This is a genomic window from Priestia koreensis, assembly GCF_001274935.1.
GTDB classification, from domain to species: domain Bacteria; phylum Bacillota; class Bacilli; order Bacillales; family Bacillaceae_H; genus Bacillus_AG; species Bacillus_AG koreensis.
This window is the reverse complement of sequence record NZ_LILC01000037.1, coordinates 353260-373023: the sequence shown is the minus strand read 5'-3', so window position 1 is coordinate 373023 and position 19764 is coordinate 353260. Positions and strand designations below refer to the sequence as shown.

Annotated in this window: 14 protein-coding genes; 10 read left to right on the top strand and 4 right to left on the bottom strand. The window is 41.2% G+C overall.

Annotation, left to right across the window (positions count from 1 at the left end):
• Positions 1-99 precede the first annotated feature (99 nt).
• On the top strand, positions 100-2361 hold the full coding sequence (locus AMD01_RS23210; protein ID WP_053403826.1) for a glycoside hydrolase family 3 protein: 2262 nt from the start codon (positions 100-102) through the stop codon (positions 2359-2361).
• A 13-nt stretch (positions 2362-2374) separates the two neighbouring features.
• Here the strand turns inward: AMD01_RS23210 and AMD01_RS23205 are convergent, their stop codons facing one another.
• Positions 2375-3478 (bottom strand): CdaR family transcriptional regulator, encoded by a 1104-nt coding sequence (locus AMD01_RS23205; protein ID WP_053403825.1) that lies wholly within the window; start codon positions 3476-3478, stop codon positions 2375-2377.
• 145 nt (positions 3479-3623) lie between these two features.
• On the opposite strand from AMD01_RS23205, the gene AMD01_RS23200 reads away from it, so the two are divergent.
• The 9 genes from AMD01_RS23200 (at position 3624) to nagE (ending at position 16635) form a co-directional block, all read left to right on the top strand.
• A complete protein-coding gene (locus tag AMD01_RS23200) occupies positions 3624-4754 on the top strand; it encodes a glycerate kinase (RefSeq protein WP_053403824.1) in 1131 nt (376 codons plus the stop codon).
• Between the two features lie 27 nt (positions 4755-4781).
• Positions 4782-5903: a 2-keto-3-deoxygluconate permease gene (locus tag AMD01_RS23195; RefSeq protein WP_053403823.1), complete on the top strand. Its 1122-nt coding sequence runs from the start codon at positions 4782-4784 to the stop codon at positions 5901-5903.
• 16 nt (positions 5904-5919) lie between these two features.
• Entirely contained in the window at positions 5920-7182 is a 1263-nt protein-coding gene (gene larA / locus AMD01_RS23190) for a nickel-dependent lactate racemase (RefSeq protein ID WP_053403822.1), read from the top strand.
• 269 nt (positions 7183-7451) lie between these two features.
• On the top strand, positions 7452-9692 hold the full coding sequence (locus AMD01_RS23185; RefSeq protein ID WP_053403821.1) for a sensor domain-containing protein: 2241 nt from the start codon (positions 7452-7454) through the stop codon (positions 9690-9692).
• A 46-nt stretch (positions 9693-9738) separates the two neighbouring features.
• Entirely contained in the window at positions 9739-11514 is a 1776-nt protein-coding gene (locus AMD01_RS23180) for a sensor histidine kinase (protein WP_053403820.1), read from the top strand.
• Positions 11492-12238 carry a LytR/AlgR family response regulator transcription factor gene (locus AMD01_RS23175; RefSeq protein ID WP_053403819.1) on the top strand — a complete coding sequence of 249 codons (747 nt, stop codon included), beginning with the start codon at positions 11492-11494 and terminating at the stop codon, positions 12236-12238. Before AMD01_RS23180 ends, AMD01_RS23175 begins: the two co-directional genes overlap by 23 nt.
• A 136-nt stretch (positions 12239-12374) precedes the next feature.
• Complete coding sequence (cstA, locus tag AMD01_RS23170; protein WP_053403818.1) at positions 12375-14168, top strand: carbon starvation protein CstA; 1794 nt, start codon at positions 12375-12377, stop codon at positions 14166-14168.
• A 75-nt stretch (positions 14169-14243) separates the two neighbouring features.
• Positions 14244-14906 (top strand): LysE family transporter, encoded by a 663-nt coding sequence (locus AMD01_RS23165; RefSeq protein ID WP_053403817.1) that lies wholly within the window; start codon positions 14244-14246, stop codon positions 14904-14906.
• 277 nt (positions 14907-15183) lie between these two features.
• Entirely contained in the window at positions 15184-16635 is a 1452-nt protein-coding gene (nagE, locus tag AMD01_RS23160) for an N-acetylglucosamine-specific PTS transporter subunit IIBC (RefSeq protein ID WP_053403816.1), read from the top strand.
• Positions 16636-16666: 31 nt separating this feature from the next.
• Here the strand turns inward: nagE and AMD01_RS23155 are convergent, their stop codons facing one another.
• From AMD01_RS23155 to AMD01_RS23145, 3 genes are read right to left on the bottom strand one after another with little or no spacing between them, the layout of a single operon-like run.
• Positions 16667-17569, bottom strand: a complete 903-nt coding sequence (locus tag AMD01_RS23155) for an ABC transporter substrate-binding protein (protein ID WP_053403815.1) — start codon at positions 17567-17569, stop codon at positions 16667-16669.
• A gap of 20 nt (positions 17570-17589) precedes the next feature.
• A complete protein-coding gene (locus AMD01_RS23150; protein ID WP_053403814.1) occupies positions 17590-18606 on the bottom strand; it encodes a FecCD family ABC transporter permease in 1017 nt (338 codons plus the stop codon).
• Positions 18607-19638, bottom strand: a complete 1032-nt coding sequence (locus AMD01_RS23145; RefSeq protein WP_053403813.1) for a FecCD family ABC transporter permease — start codon at positions 19636-19638, stop codon at positions 18607-18609.
• Positions 19639-19764: the final 126 nt, after the last annotated feature.

The following is a 19764-nucleotide window of genomic DNA, read 5'->3' as shown; positions in this document are numbered from 1 at the left end:
AAGGGTTCACATCATCATATTCCGATGACGTGAACCCTTTTTTCGTTATTTTTGGCTAGTTATGTCCCAGCCTCTTTTTATTTTAAAGGGGGAAATCTGATGCAAAAAGAGATCACGACAAATGTAGAAATTGCTTACGTAACTAACAAAGATGGTCCCACTCTAGGTTATTCCAAGCAATCAGGTGTAAACATTATTGAACAGGATGGAATGTTCTTCAAAGATTTAAATAAGAACGGAAAGATTGATCGATATGAAGACTGGCGATTATCTCCAGAGGAGCGAGCAAAAGATTTAGCTTCCAAAATGACGATTGAGCAAATAGCAGGACTGATGCTATATAGCAAGCACCAATCCATTCCTGCTAGTAGCAAGGGATGGATGTCGAGCACTTATAAAGGGCGTAGTTACGAAGAGTCTGGTGCAAATCCTTGGGACTTAACAGATGAACAATATGACTTCATAAAAAATGATCACTTGAGGCATGTACTGATCACCACAGTAGAAAGTCCAGAGGTAGCTGCAAAATGGAATAACGAAGTGCAAGCTCTCGCAGAAAGTATAGGGCTTGGAATTCCGACAAATAACAGCTCGGATCCTCGCCACGCTTCAGATGCTAGCTCAGAATTTAATGCTGGTTCGGGTGGTGTGATCTCCATGTGGCCTGAGCCGTTAGGACTTGCAGCAACTTTTGATCCAACAATAGCCGAAAAGTTTGGAGACATTGCTTCAAAAGAGTATCGAGCACTAGGTATGACAACCGCTCTTTCACCTCAAATTGATTTAGCTACAGATCCGCGCTGGTTCCGGTTTAACGGGACGTTCGGCGAAGACCCACAGTTGGTAACTGATATGGGACGTGCTTATATTGATGGTTTTCAAAGTTCCTCAAATGAAATGGAAATTGAGGACGGATGGGGATATGAGAGTGTCAATGCAATGGTCAAGCATTGGCCAGGAGGAGGTTCAGGAGAAGGAGGGCGTGATGCCCATTATGGATGCGGAAAATATGCCGTGTATCCAGGGGGGAATTTTAATGAACATCTCAAACCTTTTGTGGAAGGTGCGTTTAAATTAAATGGTAAAACAGCTAAAGCATCAGCCGTCATGCCTTATTACACGATTTCAGTTAATCAGGATGAGACAAACGGAGAAAATGTAGGAAACTCGTACAATACGTTTTTAATTCAGGATTTACTTCGCAGTCAGCATAACTATGATGAAGTTGTGTGCACAGATTGGATGATTACAGCAGACGAAGTTGAGCAGAAGGATTCCTTTTTAAGCGGAAAGCCTTGGGGCGTTGAGCACCTTTCTGTGGCTGAGCGTCACTACAAGTTATTAATGGCAGGAGTGGATCAATTCGGAGGAAACAATGAAAGTGGTCCAATTCTTGAAGCGTATGAAATAGGAGTAGCAGAACATGGAGAATCCTTTATGAGGAAAAGGTTTGAACAATCAGCTGTGAGGCTGTTGAAAAATCTGTTTCGTATTGGATTGTTTGAAAATCCTTATTTAAAACCTGTAGAAAGTAAGCGTGTAGTAGGAAACTCAGAGTTCATGAGAACAGGATATGACGCGCAGCTAAAATCTATTGTGATGCTGAAAAATAAAGAGAGCCTGTTACCTTTGTCTCCTAAAATGAAAGTGTACGTGCCGAAACGCTATGTAGCAAAAGGGAAAGATTGGTTTGGAAACTCCACACCTGAGCGCTATGAAGATCCTGTAAATATAGAGTTGCTTCAACGATATGTTCAAGTAACATCCAATCCTGACGAGGCTGATGTAGCGATCGTGTTCATTCAATCTCCAAAGTCTGGCACTGGCTATAGCGAAGAAGATAAACAAAATGGGGGAAATGGCTATGTACCAATTAGTCTGCAATATAAGCCATACAAAGCGGAACTTGCTAGAGACGTTAGCCTTGCAGGGGATTCTCGAAAAGATGATGTGCTTAACCGAGGCTATCAGGGAAAGACAGTTCGTACGGAAAATGAATCAGATCTAACATTGATTTTGGATACAAAAAAGAAAATGAACGGTAGGCCTGTGATCGTTTCATTGCTCATAAAAAATCCGACTGTGGTTGAGGAGTTTGAGACTGAAGTGGATGGGATTATAGCCCATTTTGGTGTGCAGGATCAAGCCTTGTTTGAGATATTAACAGGAAAAGTGGAGCCATCAGGACTATTACCAATTCAAATGCCCGCAAATATGAATGTAGTGGAGGAACAATTAGAAGATGTTCCTCATGATATGGAATGTCATATTGATAGCGAACGAAATGAATATAACTTTGCGTTTGGTCTGAATTGGTCGGGTGTCATTGAAGATGAACGAACAAGAAGATACAAAAAATAAACGTAGCTGGGGCCTATTGCAGGCGCCAGCTTTTTTGTCTTTTATGCCCCCAAAGAGCAAGCTGAAGCGTTAACGCATCCGAAAAATCTTTTGGGTCATAGCCCGTTTCTCGTTTGATTTTATCTAATCGATAGATAAGCGTATTGCGATGAATAAACAACGACTCAGCCGTTTGTTGGATGTTTAAGTTTTGTTTGAAAAATTCATCCAGCGTTTTTTCATACTTTAACACGATATCGTTCATCGTTCTCTCTAAAAAGCGTTCGAGCCAAAGAGGTTCCATTTTATAGAGAAGGGATTTCGCCTCGAGTTTGGCAAAGGAAATAAAGTCTTGTGTGTCGTCGCTAATTTCTAATGATAATTCGCAGTCGGTAAAAGCTTGATGAAATTGTCGCATGGACTCAAACGGTGTGCTGAAAGCAAAGCGGAAGGTTAAGCCTATTTTGGTTAATTCACGGTACAGCTTTTTTTGCTTGAGAGCTGTTTTTTCGTTTGACCATCCTGAAGAAGCAATAAAAATTCGGTTCACGTTAATAAAGCCGATCAGAACGTTAGAATCTTCAAGAATCGTTTCAATTCGATGAATAAGCTGCTGATTAGTCAGACTTCGATTCGTCATTTGAACGATGTGAACAGAGAACGGAGGCAAAAGGACGAGTTGAAGAAGATTTAATCCTCTTTCAATAGTTGAATAAGAAGGAGATAGCTTTAGTAGCTCTTCAATAACCATTTCCTTTGTTCGTTGCTTCCACTCGAATTGAGAAGCGATAAAGCGTTGCTCAATCATGAGTTCCGTCGTCATTTTTACAAGTCCACCTAGCTCTTCCACATCGCGAGGCTCACCCGTAATCCCAATAACACCAACGATACGCTTTTGAAAGACGATAGGGAGATTAATTCCTGGCTCCGATCCTTTCCATTGGCCCTTTTCTCTTGAAGAAATAATCAATGTTTGACCGCTTTTTACAACGTGAAGAGCTCCTTCGTGAATGCTATCAATTCGTGATGAATTTCCAGAAGCTATGATGATTCCCTGCTCGTCCATGATATTGATATTTCGATTTAGTCGTAATGATGTTTCATTCACGATTGCTTCAGCAATTTCCTTTGATAACATCGTTTTTTCTCCTTTTTTAGTTAATTAATACAAAAAATATGGTTTAAATCGAGATTTTTTCAGTTAAAACAGCCGATGTTTTATCCATTTTAGTTTAGTATAATTAAAACAAATATGAAAGCGTTTTCTTTGTGAGGTGTATTTTATGAAGATTGTCATCGCTACAGATTCATTTAAGGGGAGCATTAGTGCAGTAGAAGCTACAAAAGCAATCGAACGAGGAATTAAAAAATCCTTTCCAGCGGCTGCAACATACCGTGTGCCAATGGCTGATGGGGGAGAGGGGACATTAGATACTCTCGTTGCAGCTACAGATGGAAAAAGAGTTCCTGTCATCGTAAAAGGCCCTTTAGGAAACGAAGTAGAGGCTGAATACGGGGTGCTAGGAAACGGTATGACGTGTGTCATTGAAATGGCCAAAGCATCAGGGCTAATTTTGGTTCCATCACATCAGTTAAATCCTCTTGAAGCAACGACATTTGGAACAGGTCAGCTCATTAAGCAAGCATTAGACGATGGCTATACGTCTTTCGTGTTAGCTATTGGTGGGTCGGCTACGAATGACGGTGGAGCTGGAATGCTTCAAGCGTTGGGGTTAAAGCTTTCGGACCGAGATGGGAACGAACTTCCCTTTGGTGGTGCTGCACTTCAAAAACTTCATTCAATTGATTTTTCAGGTTTTGATGAACGCATTCAAGGTTGTCAGTTTCTTTTAGCCTCTGATGTGGAAAACCCTCTCGTAGGTCCAAATGGTGCGTCCTATGTATTTGGCCCGCAAAAGGGAGCAACAGCTGAACAGGTTGCTTTGCTAGATGATTGTCTTCTACATTGGGCTAATAAAGTGGAGGAAGCAACAGGTGTTCATCTTCATACGTTACCAGGTGCAGGAGCGGCTGGAGGAATTGGGGGAGCTTTTCAAGCCTTTTTCCCGTCCAAAACGATGCGAGGAATTGACGTTGTAATAGAACATACCGGGCTTAAAACGACCCTAGAAGGGGCGGATCTTGTGATTACGGGCGAAGGGCAAGTGGACTTTCAAACGGCTTCAGGGAAAACCCCTATGGGCGTAGCCCAAGCGGCACAGAATCAAGGTATAAATTCAATTATTTTAGCAGGGTCTGTTGGAGTAGGAATCGACGCTTTGTATCAATATGGTGTGATTAGCGTCCACAGTATTGTTAATCGTCCGATGACTTTAAGTGAAGCGATGGAGAACGCAGCAGAGTTACTAGAACAAAGCGCTGAACAAGTGGCAAGAACGTATTTTTATCATTAAAAAGCCGAAGAAAGTAGGTAGAGAAAGATGAAAATTAAGCAAGCCATTGAAAAAGTACCAGGTGGTCTTATGGTTGTTCCGCTTATGCTAGGAGCTTTGTTGAATACGGTGGATCAGCTACATATTCCGGTAATTATGGACGGGTTAAAGTCATTAGGCGTAGCACAAACGCCAGAAGGTAATTACGAGTTTTTGCGTATCGGTGGGTTTTCAGAAGCGCTCTTTAAAAACGGCGCGCTCGTATTAATTGCACTGTTTCTCTTCTGTGCAGGGAGTCAGATGAACTTAAGGGTAGGAGGAGCGGCATTAAAAAAAGGGGTGCTTTTAACGACCTCAAAATACCTGACAGGGCTCGGAATCGGTGTGTTATTCGGCATTTTGTTTGACCCTATGCACGGTGTATTTGGTCTCTCCACCATCGCTATTATCGCTGCGATGACGAATGGAAACGGGGGCATGTATGCCGCACTAACTGGTCAGTACGGTAATCGATCAGACGTCGGAGCTGTAGCCGTTTTATCCCTAAATGATGGCCCGTTCTTTACGCTTATGTCTCTTGGGCTGTTAGGATCAAAATTCCCAGTCATTGCGTTCATTGCAGTGTTATTGCCAATTGCATTAGGGATGATTTTAGGAAATCTTGACCCAGAGATTCGTGACTTCTTAAAACCAGGAGAAATTCTGCCTGTACCGTTCTTTGCATTTGCATTAGGAGCAGGAATGAACTTCGCTAATTTCTTTAATCCGTCAGTCGTGGCAGCTGGATTAACGTTAGGTTTCTTAACGACGATTTTAACAGGGTTCACAGGAATTCTCGTCTTTAAGCTTTTCAGAGAAAAGAGCGTCATTGCACCAGTGGCTGAAGCCTCAACAGCAGGAAATGCAGTTGGAACACCAGCTGCTATTGCCGCAGCAGCAAGCGTTGCCGCAAGTTCAGGGATGATGACAAAAGCGGAGGCCGCGAGCTATGCAGAAATTGCTAACATTGCGACAGCCCAAATTTCAATAGCCGTGTTAACGACCGCTATTCTATGTCCGGTTGTCGTCATTTTAGTCGATAAGTATCAGCGAAAAAGAGGAATTGACGGCAAAAAAGAGAAAGGGTCTTTTACGACTCATCCACAAACCTCAACAGTGACTAAATCATAGAAAGAGGGAGATACAGTTGGAAACTACCTTACTATACGGAAAAGAAGGCTTGACGATACAAGTTCCCAATCATTCGTTTATTACTGAACCATCACATATGTCTGGTGTCCAGGATGAAAGAAAAGCAGTTCAAGAAGCGTTGCGAGATCCGATTGGAACCTTGCCACTTCGTGAAATGGTGAAGTCATCTGATCAAGTAGCGATTGTAATAAGTGATATTACACGTCCAACGCCCAATCACTTATTGGTTCCTCTCCTAATTGAAGAGCTTAACCACGTCCCATTAGAGAATTTTGTCATCATTAATGGAACAGGTACGCATCGTGATCAAACGAGAGAAGAATTCATTCAAATGCTTGGGGAATGGGTTGTGGAGAACATACGGATTGTAAACAACCAGTGTCATAATGACGAACAGCTTGTCAAAGTGGGTGAGAGCACATTCGGCTGCGATGTATATTTAAACAAAGACTACGTGGAATCCGACTTCCGAATTGTGACAGGATTTATTGAACCTCATTTCTTTGCAGGGTTTTCGGGTGGACCTAAAGGAATTATGCCTGGAATTGCAGGAATTGAAACGATTATGACGTTTCACAATGCGCGTATGATTGGAGATGCTAAATCAACGTGGGGGAATATGGTGAACAATCCTGTCCAAGATATGACGCGTGAAATTAACCGAATGTGTACACCCGATTTTATGCTAAATGTCACATTGAATCGAGACAAGAAAATTACCGCCGTATTTGCAGGAGAATTATATGAAGCTCATGACCGGGGCTGTGAATTTGTGAAGGAACACGCTATGATTCGCTGTGACGAACGCTTCGATGTCGTGATTACATCCAACTCAGGCTATCCGCTTGATCAAAACCTTTATCAGGCGGTAAAAGGAATGAGCGCGGCTCATAAAATTGTAAAAAAAGGTGGAACCATTATTATTGCATCGGAATGCTCGGACGGCCTCCCGAGCCACGGGAATTATGCGAGAATCTTTGAATTCGCGAAGACCCCTGAAGAATTACTCGCACTAATTGAAGATCCTAGCTTTAAAATGTTTGATCAATGGCAGGTACAAAAACAAGCGGTGACTCAAGTATGGGCCGACGTTTATGTGCATTCGAAATTAACCGATGAGCAGGTTGAAGGAGCTATGCTGAAGCCAAGTCATAACATTGAAAAAACGTTAGAAGAGCTGAAAGATAAATATGGTGAGAACATGTCAGTCGCTGTTCTTCCCCTCGGCCCTTTAACGATTCCTTACGTCGAAGAATAAAAAGAAGCAGTTCTTCAGTCTACTCTAGGACTGGGGAGCTGCTTTTTTGTTTTGCTGTCGAATAGCTCCTTCCTGGGAGCATGCATTCGAAAGCAAGTAGAAGAATTTAAATCATCATGATCTTATGCCGATGTAATAAGTATGAAGCCAGGCCGTAATCTATAAAAAGTTAAATTTCCTAAAAAAGGAATTATCTATTGTAACGGAAAATGGCTTGTACTATATTAAATAAAAGATCGTTAGAACGCGAACAAAGGGAGTATACTCAAATGAAATCAATTACGAAAATCTATCGGCGAAAATGGTTTTTGCTCTTTGGTTTTGTCATTGTTATTAAATTGCTACTTGAACTAGGCTATTATTATTTAGAGTCATTTCAGATCGTTCCAAAACTACTGTTAGACATTACGATTTTAGTAGGAATTATGGCCATTCCGATCTTTATGCAGCGCGATATGCACAAAACAAATATTGAGTTACAGGCTAACAAACAAAAGCTGAAAAATATTTTTGACACGCTTGATGTAGCGGTTTGGTCACATGACTTACAGACAGACCATCTTTTAATTACATCTGGTATTCAAAAGCTTTATGATTATTCATTGAATGAGTTTTATGAGGATAAGCTGCTGTGGAAAAAAGTCATTCATCCAGAAGACCTTTCCATTATTAACGAACGAGAGAAGCTTCTTGCAAGAGGTGAATCTGTAATTAGTATTTACCGGATTCAACGAAAAGACGGAGAAGTAAGGTGGATTCAGGACCGAGGCATACCGACATTGGACAAAAATGGCCACTTTATTGATTTTACGAGCGTTTTATTCGATATTACAGATCGAAAAGAAAGCGAAGAACGCTATCGAAGCTTAGTAGAAATGTCTCCAGATATGATCGCGGTCGTAAGTAAAGGGAAAATTGACTATGCAAACGGAGCAGGGTGCGAGTTCGCTGGTATTACAACCCCTCAAGAGTTGATTGGACAACCTCTTGAAAATATCTTTCCTGAAGAAGTGCTGAATGAGCTTCGAATAATAGAGGAAAATTCGAATAGCGGTGTATGCAAAAGCTTCGAATTTCAGCTGACTGCTCCAGATGGAATAAAAAGAGATCTAGAAATGTCAGCGGTCCCGACATTATACGAAGGACGATTAGCCAAACAAATTATTGTTCATGACATTACAGATCAGAAAAGGGCCAAGCAAACGATTGAGTTCATGGCTTATTACGATGCACTTACAGGTCTTCCAAATCGTTATATGTTTCGGAAGTACTTAAACGATATGCTGAATAATTCAGAGGAGCAGGCGCTAGCTGTGCTATTCCTAGATTTAGACCGCTTTAAAGTCATTAATGATACGAAAGGTCACAGCATTGGCGATCAGCTACTAAAAAAGGTCGCTAACCGTTTACAGAGAAGAGTTCAACACGTAGGAATGGTTTCACGTCTAGGTGGAGATGAGTTTATCATTCTGTTAGAAGATACAGATCGCATTAAAACGAAGGATCTTGCTAGGCAATTAATCAATGAATTTTCCCCACCTTTAGAGCTGAATGGGCAGGAGTATTTTATCACTCCTAGTATCGGCATTAGTATGTACCCGGAAGATGGTGAGGATGAAGAAACGCTCATTCGACAGGCAGATACAGCAATGTATTTGGCAAAAGATCGAGGGAAAAACAACTTTCAATTTTACCATCCGCAGTTAAACAGTCTTTCACTACGTAAAATGGAGCTTGAAACGGCCTTGCGTAAAGCAATCGAGCAAGAGAGCTTTACGATTCACTATCAACCTCAGGTGGATTTAAAAACAGGAATGATTGTAGGAGTTGAGGCTTTGCTGCGCTGGGTTCATCCTACGCATGGATTTATCTCACCAGGTGAATTTATTCCATTAGCTGAGGAGACCGGATTAATTGTTCCGCTTGGAAAGTGGGTTCTACAAGAGGCATGCAGGCAAAATAAGCAGTGGCGAGATGCCGGCTTATCTGATATTCCAGTCTCGATTAACATTTCAGTGCGTCAAATGCAGGAAGAGGATTTTATCGAGTGCGTAGAGCGAGTTGTTCAAGAGCTAGGGGTTATTCCTTCTTGTGTAGAGCTAGAAATTACGGAGAGTATTATTCAAAATATTGACGAATCCCTCCTTATTTTAAATCAATTAAAAGAACTGGGATTCAAGTTATCAATTGATGATTTTGGAACAGGCTATTCATCGCTTAGTTATTTAAAGCACCTGCCTATCGATAAAATTAAAATTGATAAGTCATTTGTGGATGATATTGTCGAGGATTCTAGCGGAGGAGCGATCGTGAAAACCATTATTGATATGGGAACCAACCTTAATTTCACTGTGATTGCCGAAGGAATTGAGACAGAAGACCAGCAGCAATTTTTAATTCAGAACGGATGTGAGCTTGGTCAAGGATATTTATTTAGCCGACCGCTTCCATTACAGGAAGTAAAAGAGCTTTTGCGACAAGGGATTGTCCATAATAAAATCATTCAGTAAGATAAAACATGAGGCAGCGTATGTAAAATCAGAGAGGAGATTATCTATGATTAGCCTAATTCCGCTAATGATTGAACGGGTAGGAGTTGTGCTGATTGTGGCCTTTCTCTTAGCTCAAATGAAATCATTTCGTAAGGTTATTGATCAAAGCCAAACAGTGAAAGAAAAAATGATTCTTGTCGTTATCTTTGGCTTGTTTGGTGTGATGAGCAATTATACGGGTATTAAAATTCATCCAAACTCCATTACGGAAAATAGCTGGCTCATTGCGATTGAGCCTGATAGTGCCATTGCGAATACAAGAATTATGGGCATTACGATTGGTTCGATGCTAGGAGGACCTGTCGTTGGTGTAGGAATCGGTCTAATTGCCGGCCTTCATCGCTATTTAATGGGCGGTTTTACCGCTACAGCGTGTGCGATCTCAGCTATTTTAGCTGGAGGAATAGCGGGATACGTTGGTATGGTCCGTAAGCGTCGAGGCACAATTACAGCTCCCTTCGCGGTGATGATGGGTATCATCATGGAAATAACTCAAATGGGTCTTATTTTAATTGTGACAAAGCCTTTTGACATCGCGTGGAATTTAGTAAAAGTAATTGGTATTCCGATGATTATTATTAATGGTCTTGGGATGCTGTTGTTTATGATTATTATTCAAAACATTCTACGTGAACGTGAAAAAACAAGAGCACTCCAAACGAGTAAAGCTTTCTACATTGCGGATCAGACCCTTCCATTTTTCCGTAAGGGGTTAAATCCCGAATCATGTCAACGAGTAGCGGAGCTGATGCTAGAGCTAACGGATGCAGATGCGATCGCAATTACAAATGCAGAAGGAGTATTAGCGCATGTTGGGTCAGCTTCTGATCACCATAAGCCTACTCTTGGCTTTTCCACTGAACTAACAAAAAAAGTGTTAAAAGAGGGAACGGTGCTTATGGCAAGGAGCCGGGAGGAGATTCTTTGTCAGAATGAGCGATGTCCACTCCGAGCAGCAGTCGTACTTCCTCTCAGATTGCATGATCGAACAGTCGGAACGTTAAAGCTGTACTTTAATAATCCAAGTCAATTAACGGAGGTGGAAAGAGAGCTAGCGGAGGGGTTGGCAAATCTATTTTCCACTCAGCTCGAGTTAGGAGAAGCAGAGCAGCAAAGTAAATTATTAAAAGATGCTGAAGTAAAAGCACTTCAAGCCCAAATTCACCCGCATTTTCTTTTTAACGCGATTAACACCATTTCCGTTTTATGTCGCACGAATCCTGAAAAAGCAAGAAAGCTTTTGTTAGAGCTTAGCCACTTTTTTCGTAGTAATTTGCAGGGGGCAAGGCAAATGCTGATCTCACTCGAAAAAGAAATCGAGCATGTAAAGGCCTATCTCTCTTTAGAACAGGCGCGCTTTCCAGATCGCTATGAGGTGGATTGGAGTATTGAAGAGGGGCTTGAGAATCAATTGCTGCCTCCGTTCGTTTTGCAGCCTCTTGTGGAAAACAGTATCCGTCATGCCTTTTCAAAAATGAAAAGGGGAGAAGTAAAGGTAGAAGTCTCAGCCGATGATGTTCACTTATGTATTCAGGTTAGAGATAACGGTCATGGCATTTCTGCTGACAAGCTACAGGTACTGGGAAAGGAAACGGTTGTTTCGACACATGGAACAGGTACAGCTCTTGTTAATATTAAAGAGAGACTTTATGGAATTTATGGGAAAGAAGCGACTTTTCGTATTAAAAGTGAGGAAGAGAAGGGAACATCTATTCAGATCAAAATTCCTTTAAAACAAACAGGAGGGTATAGCTCATATGATGAAGGCATTTATAGTTGATGATGAACCTTTGGCACGAGATGAATTAAAATATTTGCTGTTACGAACACGTGAAGTTGATATTGTAGGTGAATCTAGCAGTCTGTTAGATGCAATTGAACAGATTGCCGTATTAAAACCAGACCTTGCCTTTTTAGACATTGAGCTTTCACAGGATAGTGGCTTACAGCTTGCAGCTGAATTGCGTCGTCTCGATCATATACCAGCCATTGTGTTCGCAACTGCCTATGATGAATTTGCTCTGCAAGCTTTTGATTTAGACGCTGTTGATTATATCTTGAAACCTTTCGATGAAGATCGAATTAGGAAAACAGTTCAGAAAATAAGGCATCAAATGCCCCATACTTCTGTAGAATCATCGGCAAAGGTTTTCAAAAGTGCTACAGCTGAACCACTAGTAGGAAAGTTAGCTGTAGCTACTGACGAGAAGATTGTCCTAATTGATGTTCAACATATTCTTTTTGTTGCTACATCAGAAGGCAAGACCGTTATTCAGACAAAGGAAGAATCATTTAAAATTGCTGATACACTTGTGACCATTGAGAAAAAACTGATGAGTGATACGTTTTTGCGTGTTCATAGAAGCTATTTAGTGAATATCCATCAGATTGTTGAAATTGAGCCTTGGTTTAACTCTACCTATAATCTAGTGATGAAAAATGGATTGAAGGTGCCAGTCAGTCGTACGTATGTAAAAGAACTAAGACAACGAATTGGATTTTAACTCTTTTATAAAGCATTTCAACCCCTAAATTATGCATTTCATCTCCTATATCTCGCTACTTTCTATGAAAACGCTAACACTTTTTATTTCATTTGTTATAGTGAGAGCACAGAGAACGACAAGGGGGTAGGGAGAAATGAATGCGATTACAATGGTGATAGGATCGATTTGTATTTTAATGATTGCCTATCGTTTATACGGAACATTTATGGCTGTGAAAGTCTTAAAATTAGATGATTCAAAGAAGACACCTGCACATGAGTTAGAAGACGGGAAGGACTATGTTCCAACGAACCGATGGGTGACATTTGGACATCATTTCGCAGCGATTGCTGCCGCGGGTCCACTTGTTGGTCCAATTTTAGCCGCTCAATTTGGTTATCTTCCAGGTCTTCTATGGCTGTTAATTGGAGCCGTAATTGGTGGAGCCGTACATGACGCGGTTGTATTGTTCGCATCGATGCGTCAGCGAGGAGAGTCACTTGCTGAAGTAGCGAAGAAGGAATTAGGTCCTGTTGCTGGTTTTTGTACGGGTCTTGCGATGTTGTTTATCATTACCATTACAATGGCTGGTTTGTCCATGGTTGTACTTCACGCACTTGAACATAACCCTTGGGGAACGTTCGCGGTTGGAATTACGATTCCGATTGCTATGGGAGTAGGATTATATCATCGTAAAACAGGTAATTTAAAAGGTGCGACAATTGTTGGTTTTATACTCATTATGGTAGCCGTATTTTGCGGGCCATATATTCAAGATACGGTCCTTGGGGAATGGCTAACGCTTGATGTAAAAACGTTATCAATTATTTTACCGATTTATGCCTTTTTTGCAGCGGCATTGCCAGTATGGCTACTGCTTGCGCCGCGTGATTATTTAAGTAGCTTTATGAAAATTGGGGTTTTCGTAGCCTTGATTGCCGGTGTGTTCCTTGTGAATCCAACGCTTCAAATGCCTGCATTAACCGATTTTATCCACGGCGGAGGTCCAGTATTAAATGGTCCAGTGTGGCCATTCATCTCGATTACAATCGCTTGTGGTGCAATTTCAGGATTCCATGCATTCGTTGGATCTGGAACGACACCCAAAATGCTTGATCGCTGGAGTGATATTAAGCCTGTCGGATTCGGTGCTATGCTTGTAGAATGTGTCGTTGGGATCATGGCGCTTGTTGCGGCAACAGCTCTTCATCCTGGAGATTATTTTGCGATTAACTCCACGCCGGAAGTGTTTAAAACGTTAGGAATGGAAACAGTTAATCTTTCAAAGCTAAGCCAGGAGATTGGCCTTGACCTCGAGGGACGTACTGGTGGAGCCGTCACATTGGCAGTAGGAATGACGTACATCTTCACCGATATTTCGTGGTTTGATAAATTAGCTTCATTTTTCTTCCAGTTCGTCATTATGTTTGAAGCATTGTTCATTCTAACAGCGATCGATTCAGGAACACGCGTTGCACGTTATCTGATCCAAGACTTCGGAGGCGCCTTCTATAAGCCTCTAAAACGTGTAGACTGGCTTCCTGGTAACATTTTTGCCAGTGCACTTGCATGTTTGGTGTGGGGATACCTCCTCTTCTCGGGAGATATCGGATCGGTATGGGCGTTGTTTGGGGTATCCAATCAGCTAATGGCGTCAATTGGGTTAATTATCGGCGCAACGGTTATCTTAAAAGTTGCTGATAAGCGCCGTTATATGCTGACGTGCCTTATTCCATTAGCGTATCTATACGTAACGGTTAATTACGCAGGATATTGGATGATCAAGAACGTCTACTTAAATACAGCTGCATCAGGCTACAACGTATTAAATGCTGTTTTATCAATCATTATGCTTGTCTTAGGAATTGTCATTATGATTACAGCTGTACGAAACTGGATTAAAACATGGAATAGTCCAGCTCTTCAGCTTAATAGGAAAACGGCTTAATAAATAATGAAAAGGATAGATAGTGGGTGCACAGGTCCACTATCTCTTTTTTATTTAGATCAGGAGGAATACATAATGGAAATTGGTTTTTTATCTGTATTAAGTTTAGGCTTTATTTTGGGTGTGAAGCATGCAATGGAGCCAGATCATGTGATTGCGGTTTCGACGATCGCTAGTCAAAGTAAGCGATTGTCTGTTTCATCGTTAACTGGTGTTTTTTGGGGGATCGGACATACTTCCACGTTGTTAATCATTGGTATGTTACTTATTTTAATGAAAGGTGGAATACCTGATAATATCTCGATGTCTTTAGAATTTTTAGTGGGGATTATGCTCGTGTATTTTGGGGTTTCATCGTTTCGTTCAGCAAAAAGAAATCAACAATCTGTTCAGCATTCTAACCATCATACGTCGTATAAGAAGTCTGTATTTATGGGATTTATTCATGGTTTAGCGGGAAGTGCCGCAATGGTCTTATTAACAATGAGTACCGTAAATAGTGTTTGGGAAGGCATATTATATATTTTTATTTTTGGTGGTGGAACAATTGTCGGCATGCTGTTATTCACGACCATTCTAGGAGTACCGTTTATTATGAGCTCGAAAAAGGTTCGTTTACATACAGGACTCATAAAAGCGGCTGGAGGTATTAGTATTCTGTTCGGTATCTACTACATGTACAATTTAGGGGTTAGTGAGGGGTTATTTAGCATGTGGTTCTCTGCCTCTCTTAAGTAGGACATGAGAACTACTGATTTTTTTCTCTTCTTATTATAAAAATAAGGAATTTTGAGGAAAAATAAATTTAGCTTATCTAGGTCCCTAAAATTCTGATATAGTATTAATGTATACGCTTTCATTTTTAGCATATATCTTTACAAGTAGTCCCTATTTGAATGAATTACAAGAAATAGTACGGATTTACATTGTCAGCATATCTGACAATAGGATGGAAACAAGTTCCATAGAGTGCTATAACAAGACAAAAAGAAACGTATAGAGGGGAGTTTTGAACGTGAAAAAATATTTACAGCGAATAGGTAGTTCTTTAATGTTGCCAGTAGCTGTTTTACCTGCTGCAGCGATCATGCTTGGAATTGGATATTGGATTGACCATGACGGTTGGGGATCCGGGAATCCAGTAGCAGCGTTCCTCATTAAGGGTGGTGGAGCGATTTTAGACAATTTGGGTATCCTTTTTGCAATTGGTGTAGCCATTGGGATGACCAAAGCAAAGGATGGGGCAGCTGCTCTTAGTGGATTAGTTGCTTACCTAGTGGTTACAACTCTATTATCACCGGGATCTGTTGCCATGCTACAAGGAATCGATGTGACCAAGGTTAATGATGCATTTGTAAAAATTCAAAATCCGTTCATTGGAATCTTATCAGGTATCGTAGCATCGATCATGTATAACCGATTTAGTCATGTGAAATTAATTGATGCATTAGCATTCTTTAGTGGAAAACGATTGGCGCCGATTATGTCTGCTTTTGCGATGTTAATCGTATCACTTATTTTATTATTCATCTGGCCGGTCGTATTTAGTGGATTAGTGTCATTTGGTGAAGCAATTAGTAAGCTAGGAGCTGTTGGAGCAGGTCTATATGGTTTCTTCAACCGTTTACTTATTCCGATGGGACTACATCATGCGTTAAACAACGTATTCTGGTTTGATACAGCTGGAATTGATGATATCGGTAAGTTTTGGAAAGGTACTGGGGTTAAGGGTGTCACAGGAATGTATCAAGCAGGATACTTCCCAGTGATGATGTTTGGCCTTCCGGCAGCTGCCCTTGCGATGTATCATACGGCTAAAACAAAGCGTAAAAAGCAAATTGCCTCCTTAATGCTTGCCGCAGGAGTTGCGGCTTTCTTAACAGGAGTTACAGAGCCAATTGAGTTTTCATTTATGTTTGCGGCACCGCTTTTATATTTAGTTCATGCTGTTTTAACCGGTTTATCACTAGCAATCGCAGCGGCTTTTCACTGGACAGCAGGATTTGGATTCAGTGGAGGACTGATTGACTTTATATTAAGCTCAAGCTTACCACTGGCTAATAAGCCATATATGTTGATTGTTCAAGGGCTTGTATTTGCTGTCATCTATTATTTTGTTTTCCGTTTCCTCATTACAAAGTTCAATCTGCAAACGCCAGGTCGAGAAGATGATGAGGTAGTGGCAGCGATGGCTGAAGCTGCGCCTACAAGCACGGGAACGGATAAGTTTGCTGTGATGGCTGCTCGAATTTATGAGGGGTTAGGCGGAGACGATAATGTTACATCGTTAGATAACTGTGTCACACGCTTGCGCCTTGAAGTAAAAGACATGAGCGTCGTCGATCAAGAAAAGATTAAGTCGACCGGTATTCCTGGAATTAATATCATCGGTCCACATAATATTCAAGTAGTTGTTGGTCCATCCGTTCAGTTCGTTGCGGACGAAATTGCAAAAATTCGTAAATAAGTAAAAACCCCCTTTTCGAAGGGGGTTTTGTTTATTTGGAGAACATTTTTTTAGCTTGATCAAGCGCCATTTTGTTTCCAAGCGCCGAGTAATCCAGCCAAGGTTGATCTGAAACTACATATACGTGGTTTTCTTTTACAGGCTTAAGCCCCTTCCAAATAGGACTTGCTTCTAGCTGCTTAAATGCTGTTTTCGCTTCATCATCGCTATTAACGATCACGAAAATAGCATCTGCGTCATAATCAGGAAGTACTTCTTGAGAAATAACTTCATAAGGTCGATTTGTCTTTAATTTCTCCACCCCATTTGCAGGTGTAAAGCCTAAATCATCAAATAGAATCGGTCCCATTGGGCGATTTTTACTAAAGACTCGAAGTTCTTTACCCGTTACTCGAATAGCCATTGCCTTGCTATTCTTCCCAAGCTCCTGTTCAATAAGTGCTTTTACTTCTTTTCGTTCTTTTTCATAATCAGAAATAAACGTTTTCGCTTCTTTTTCGCGATTCACTGTTTTGGCGATTTTCTTAAGATGATCTCTCCATGTCCCCTTGTCTAAGTCAAAAACATGGGTAGGAGCAATTTTTTCGTATTTAGACGTATCAGTTCCTGAAAACTCCTTATCTGCATAAATAGCAGATGGTTTTAGGGAAAGTAACGTTTCCATATCAGGATCTTTTGCTGATCCAAGTGGCTTTGTGTTTTTTAATTGATCTTGCACATGCGGCAAGAATGTATTTAACGAACCGCCCACAACCGAACCAGCTGGTGTGATACCTAACGCTAATAAATCATTTGTTAAGTGGATGGAGAGAGAAGCAATTCGCTCGTTTCCACCTTTTTTAGAAGTAGATTCTTGTTTATCATCGTCTTTTTTTCCACATGCCGCTAGTGCCAGCACGACGATACTAAGTAAAATTAATAGTTTCTTTTTCATCGCTTCACCTTATAAATAGTTTATTTGGATTTAATAAGTAAATAGAAAAAATAGGGTGCTCCAAGTGCTGAGACAACAACACCTGCCGGAATAGAGTTGGGCTCGAATATCGTTCGTCCTATTGTATCCGCGAGTACTAAAATGACCAGACCAATGAGTCCAGACAAGGGAATGGAGTACTGATAAGATTGCCCAACAAGACGGCGTGCTAGATGAGGAGCAACAAGGCCAATAAAACCAATCCCTCCTGCCATCGCAACACTCGCACAAGATAAGCCAACTGCTACAGCGAGCATAAGAATCCGCTGTTTCTGAACGGAAGAACCGAGACTTGTTGCGACTTCATCTCCCAGTGAGAGAATGTTTAACGTGCGTGACTTTAACCACGTAAAAGGCGCTAACACAACGATCCATGGTAAAAGGGCAAGAACATGCACCCAATCTCTCCCCCATACGTTCCCAACTAACCAACGAGAAGCAAACGTATACGTTTCTTCGTTTAAGCGAAGAGATAAAAACAGGGTAATAGCGCTAAATCCAGCTGCGATCGCAATTCCTACTAGAATCATGCGAATCGGAATCGTTCCTCGATAGCGATCATAGGAAAGTCCTACGATTAAAATCGCTGCTACAACGCCCCCCAAAAACGTAAAGAGAGGAATAAGAAGGGACGCGCTATTTTCAAATGAGTGAAAGTATGTAACAAACACAATCAAACCAAATGCGGCTCCGGCATGTAACCCTAAAATTCCTGGGTCAGCTAATGGATTTCGTGATATTCCTTGCAGAATAGCTCCTGAAATCCCAAGTCCAATTCCCGCTAACATTGTAATGAGAATGCGGGGAAGACGGTAATCAAAAAGAACCGTTGAGCTTGTAAAGTCCCCGTATCCGAATAACGTCTTCGTTACTTCAAGCGGTGATAGTTTCAGTGAACCTGTATTTAGACTGACTAGTACAGCGAAGAGACTTATGAGCACAAACAATGTGTTCATAAGATAAGCTCGCTTTTGGTCACTACGAACAGAGTGTTTCATTTATAGTTCCCTCCCTATCTTTCGAGCAATGTAAAGAAAAAAGGGAACGCCGACAAATGCAACCATAATCCCAATCGCCAATTCACGAGGAGGATTGACCGTTCGAGCCCCTAAGTCCGCTAAAACGAGCAGAATAGCTCCTAATAACGCCGACATAGGAATGATCGTCCCATAATGCTCTCCTACAAGCTTCCTGGCTATATGGGGAATGACCAAGCCAACAAAACCAATCGAACCAACAGCTGATACAGATACACCGGCTAAAATAACGGCTAGTACCATGCCAATGATTCGAATCCGATTCGCATTAATCCCTAAGTTTGTTGCGATATCGTCACCCAACGAAATGATGGAGACCGATCTTCCTAATAAACAGGCCCAAATAATCACCGCAAGAATCACGGGAATTAACACGCGCAGATAGCTCCATTTTATCCCTGCGACGCCTCCTGCATACCAAAAGGCTAAATCTTGACTAAGATCGTAGTAGATGGCAATTCCAGAGCTAAGTGAATGCAAGAATGCTGCCATAACAGCTCCTGAAATGGTAAGGCGAATAGGGGTTAATCCACCTGGAACAGCAGAGCCGATTGCAAAAATGAATACCGTGCTTAATACGGCTCCGATAAAGGAGAAAATCATAAGCGACGAGTAGGGCATACTAGGGAAGAACGCAAAGCAAAGTGTTACGACAAACATTGCTCCTGAATTAATTCCCAATACACCGGTATCAGCAAGAGGGTTTCGTGTGATTCCTTGCATTAACGCACCTGCTACTGCGAAAGCAGCTCCGACAACTGCGGCTCCGAGTACACGAGGAAATCGCAGTTCATGAATAATTTGTTGCTCCGTAATGGTAGAATTATAATGAAATATGGCAGCCCATACTGTATGAACCGTAATTTCTTTTGCTCCAAATGCGATTGCGAAAAACATACATAACGCTACTCCCAGAATCGCTAAAATGAATAAAAATACGGATTTGAGTACATTTGAGCGAGTGTTATTCTTCAGAGAAGGGTTATGCAACATGCTTTGACTCATCCTTTTTTCTTTTAGTGATATCTAGTGATAATAATTCTCATTATCACAATTATAGGTTCCATCTATAGTGAAATCAATCTATTTTAATCGTTTTTCACAGAATTGTTCTAAAAT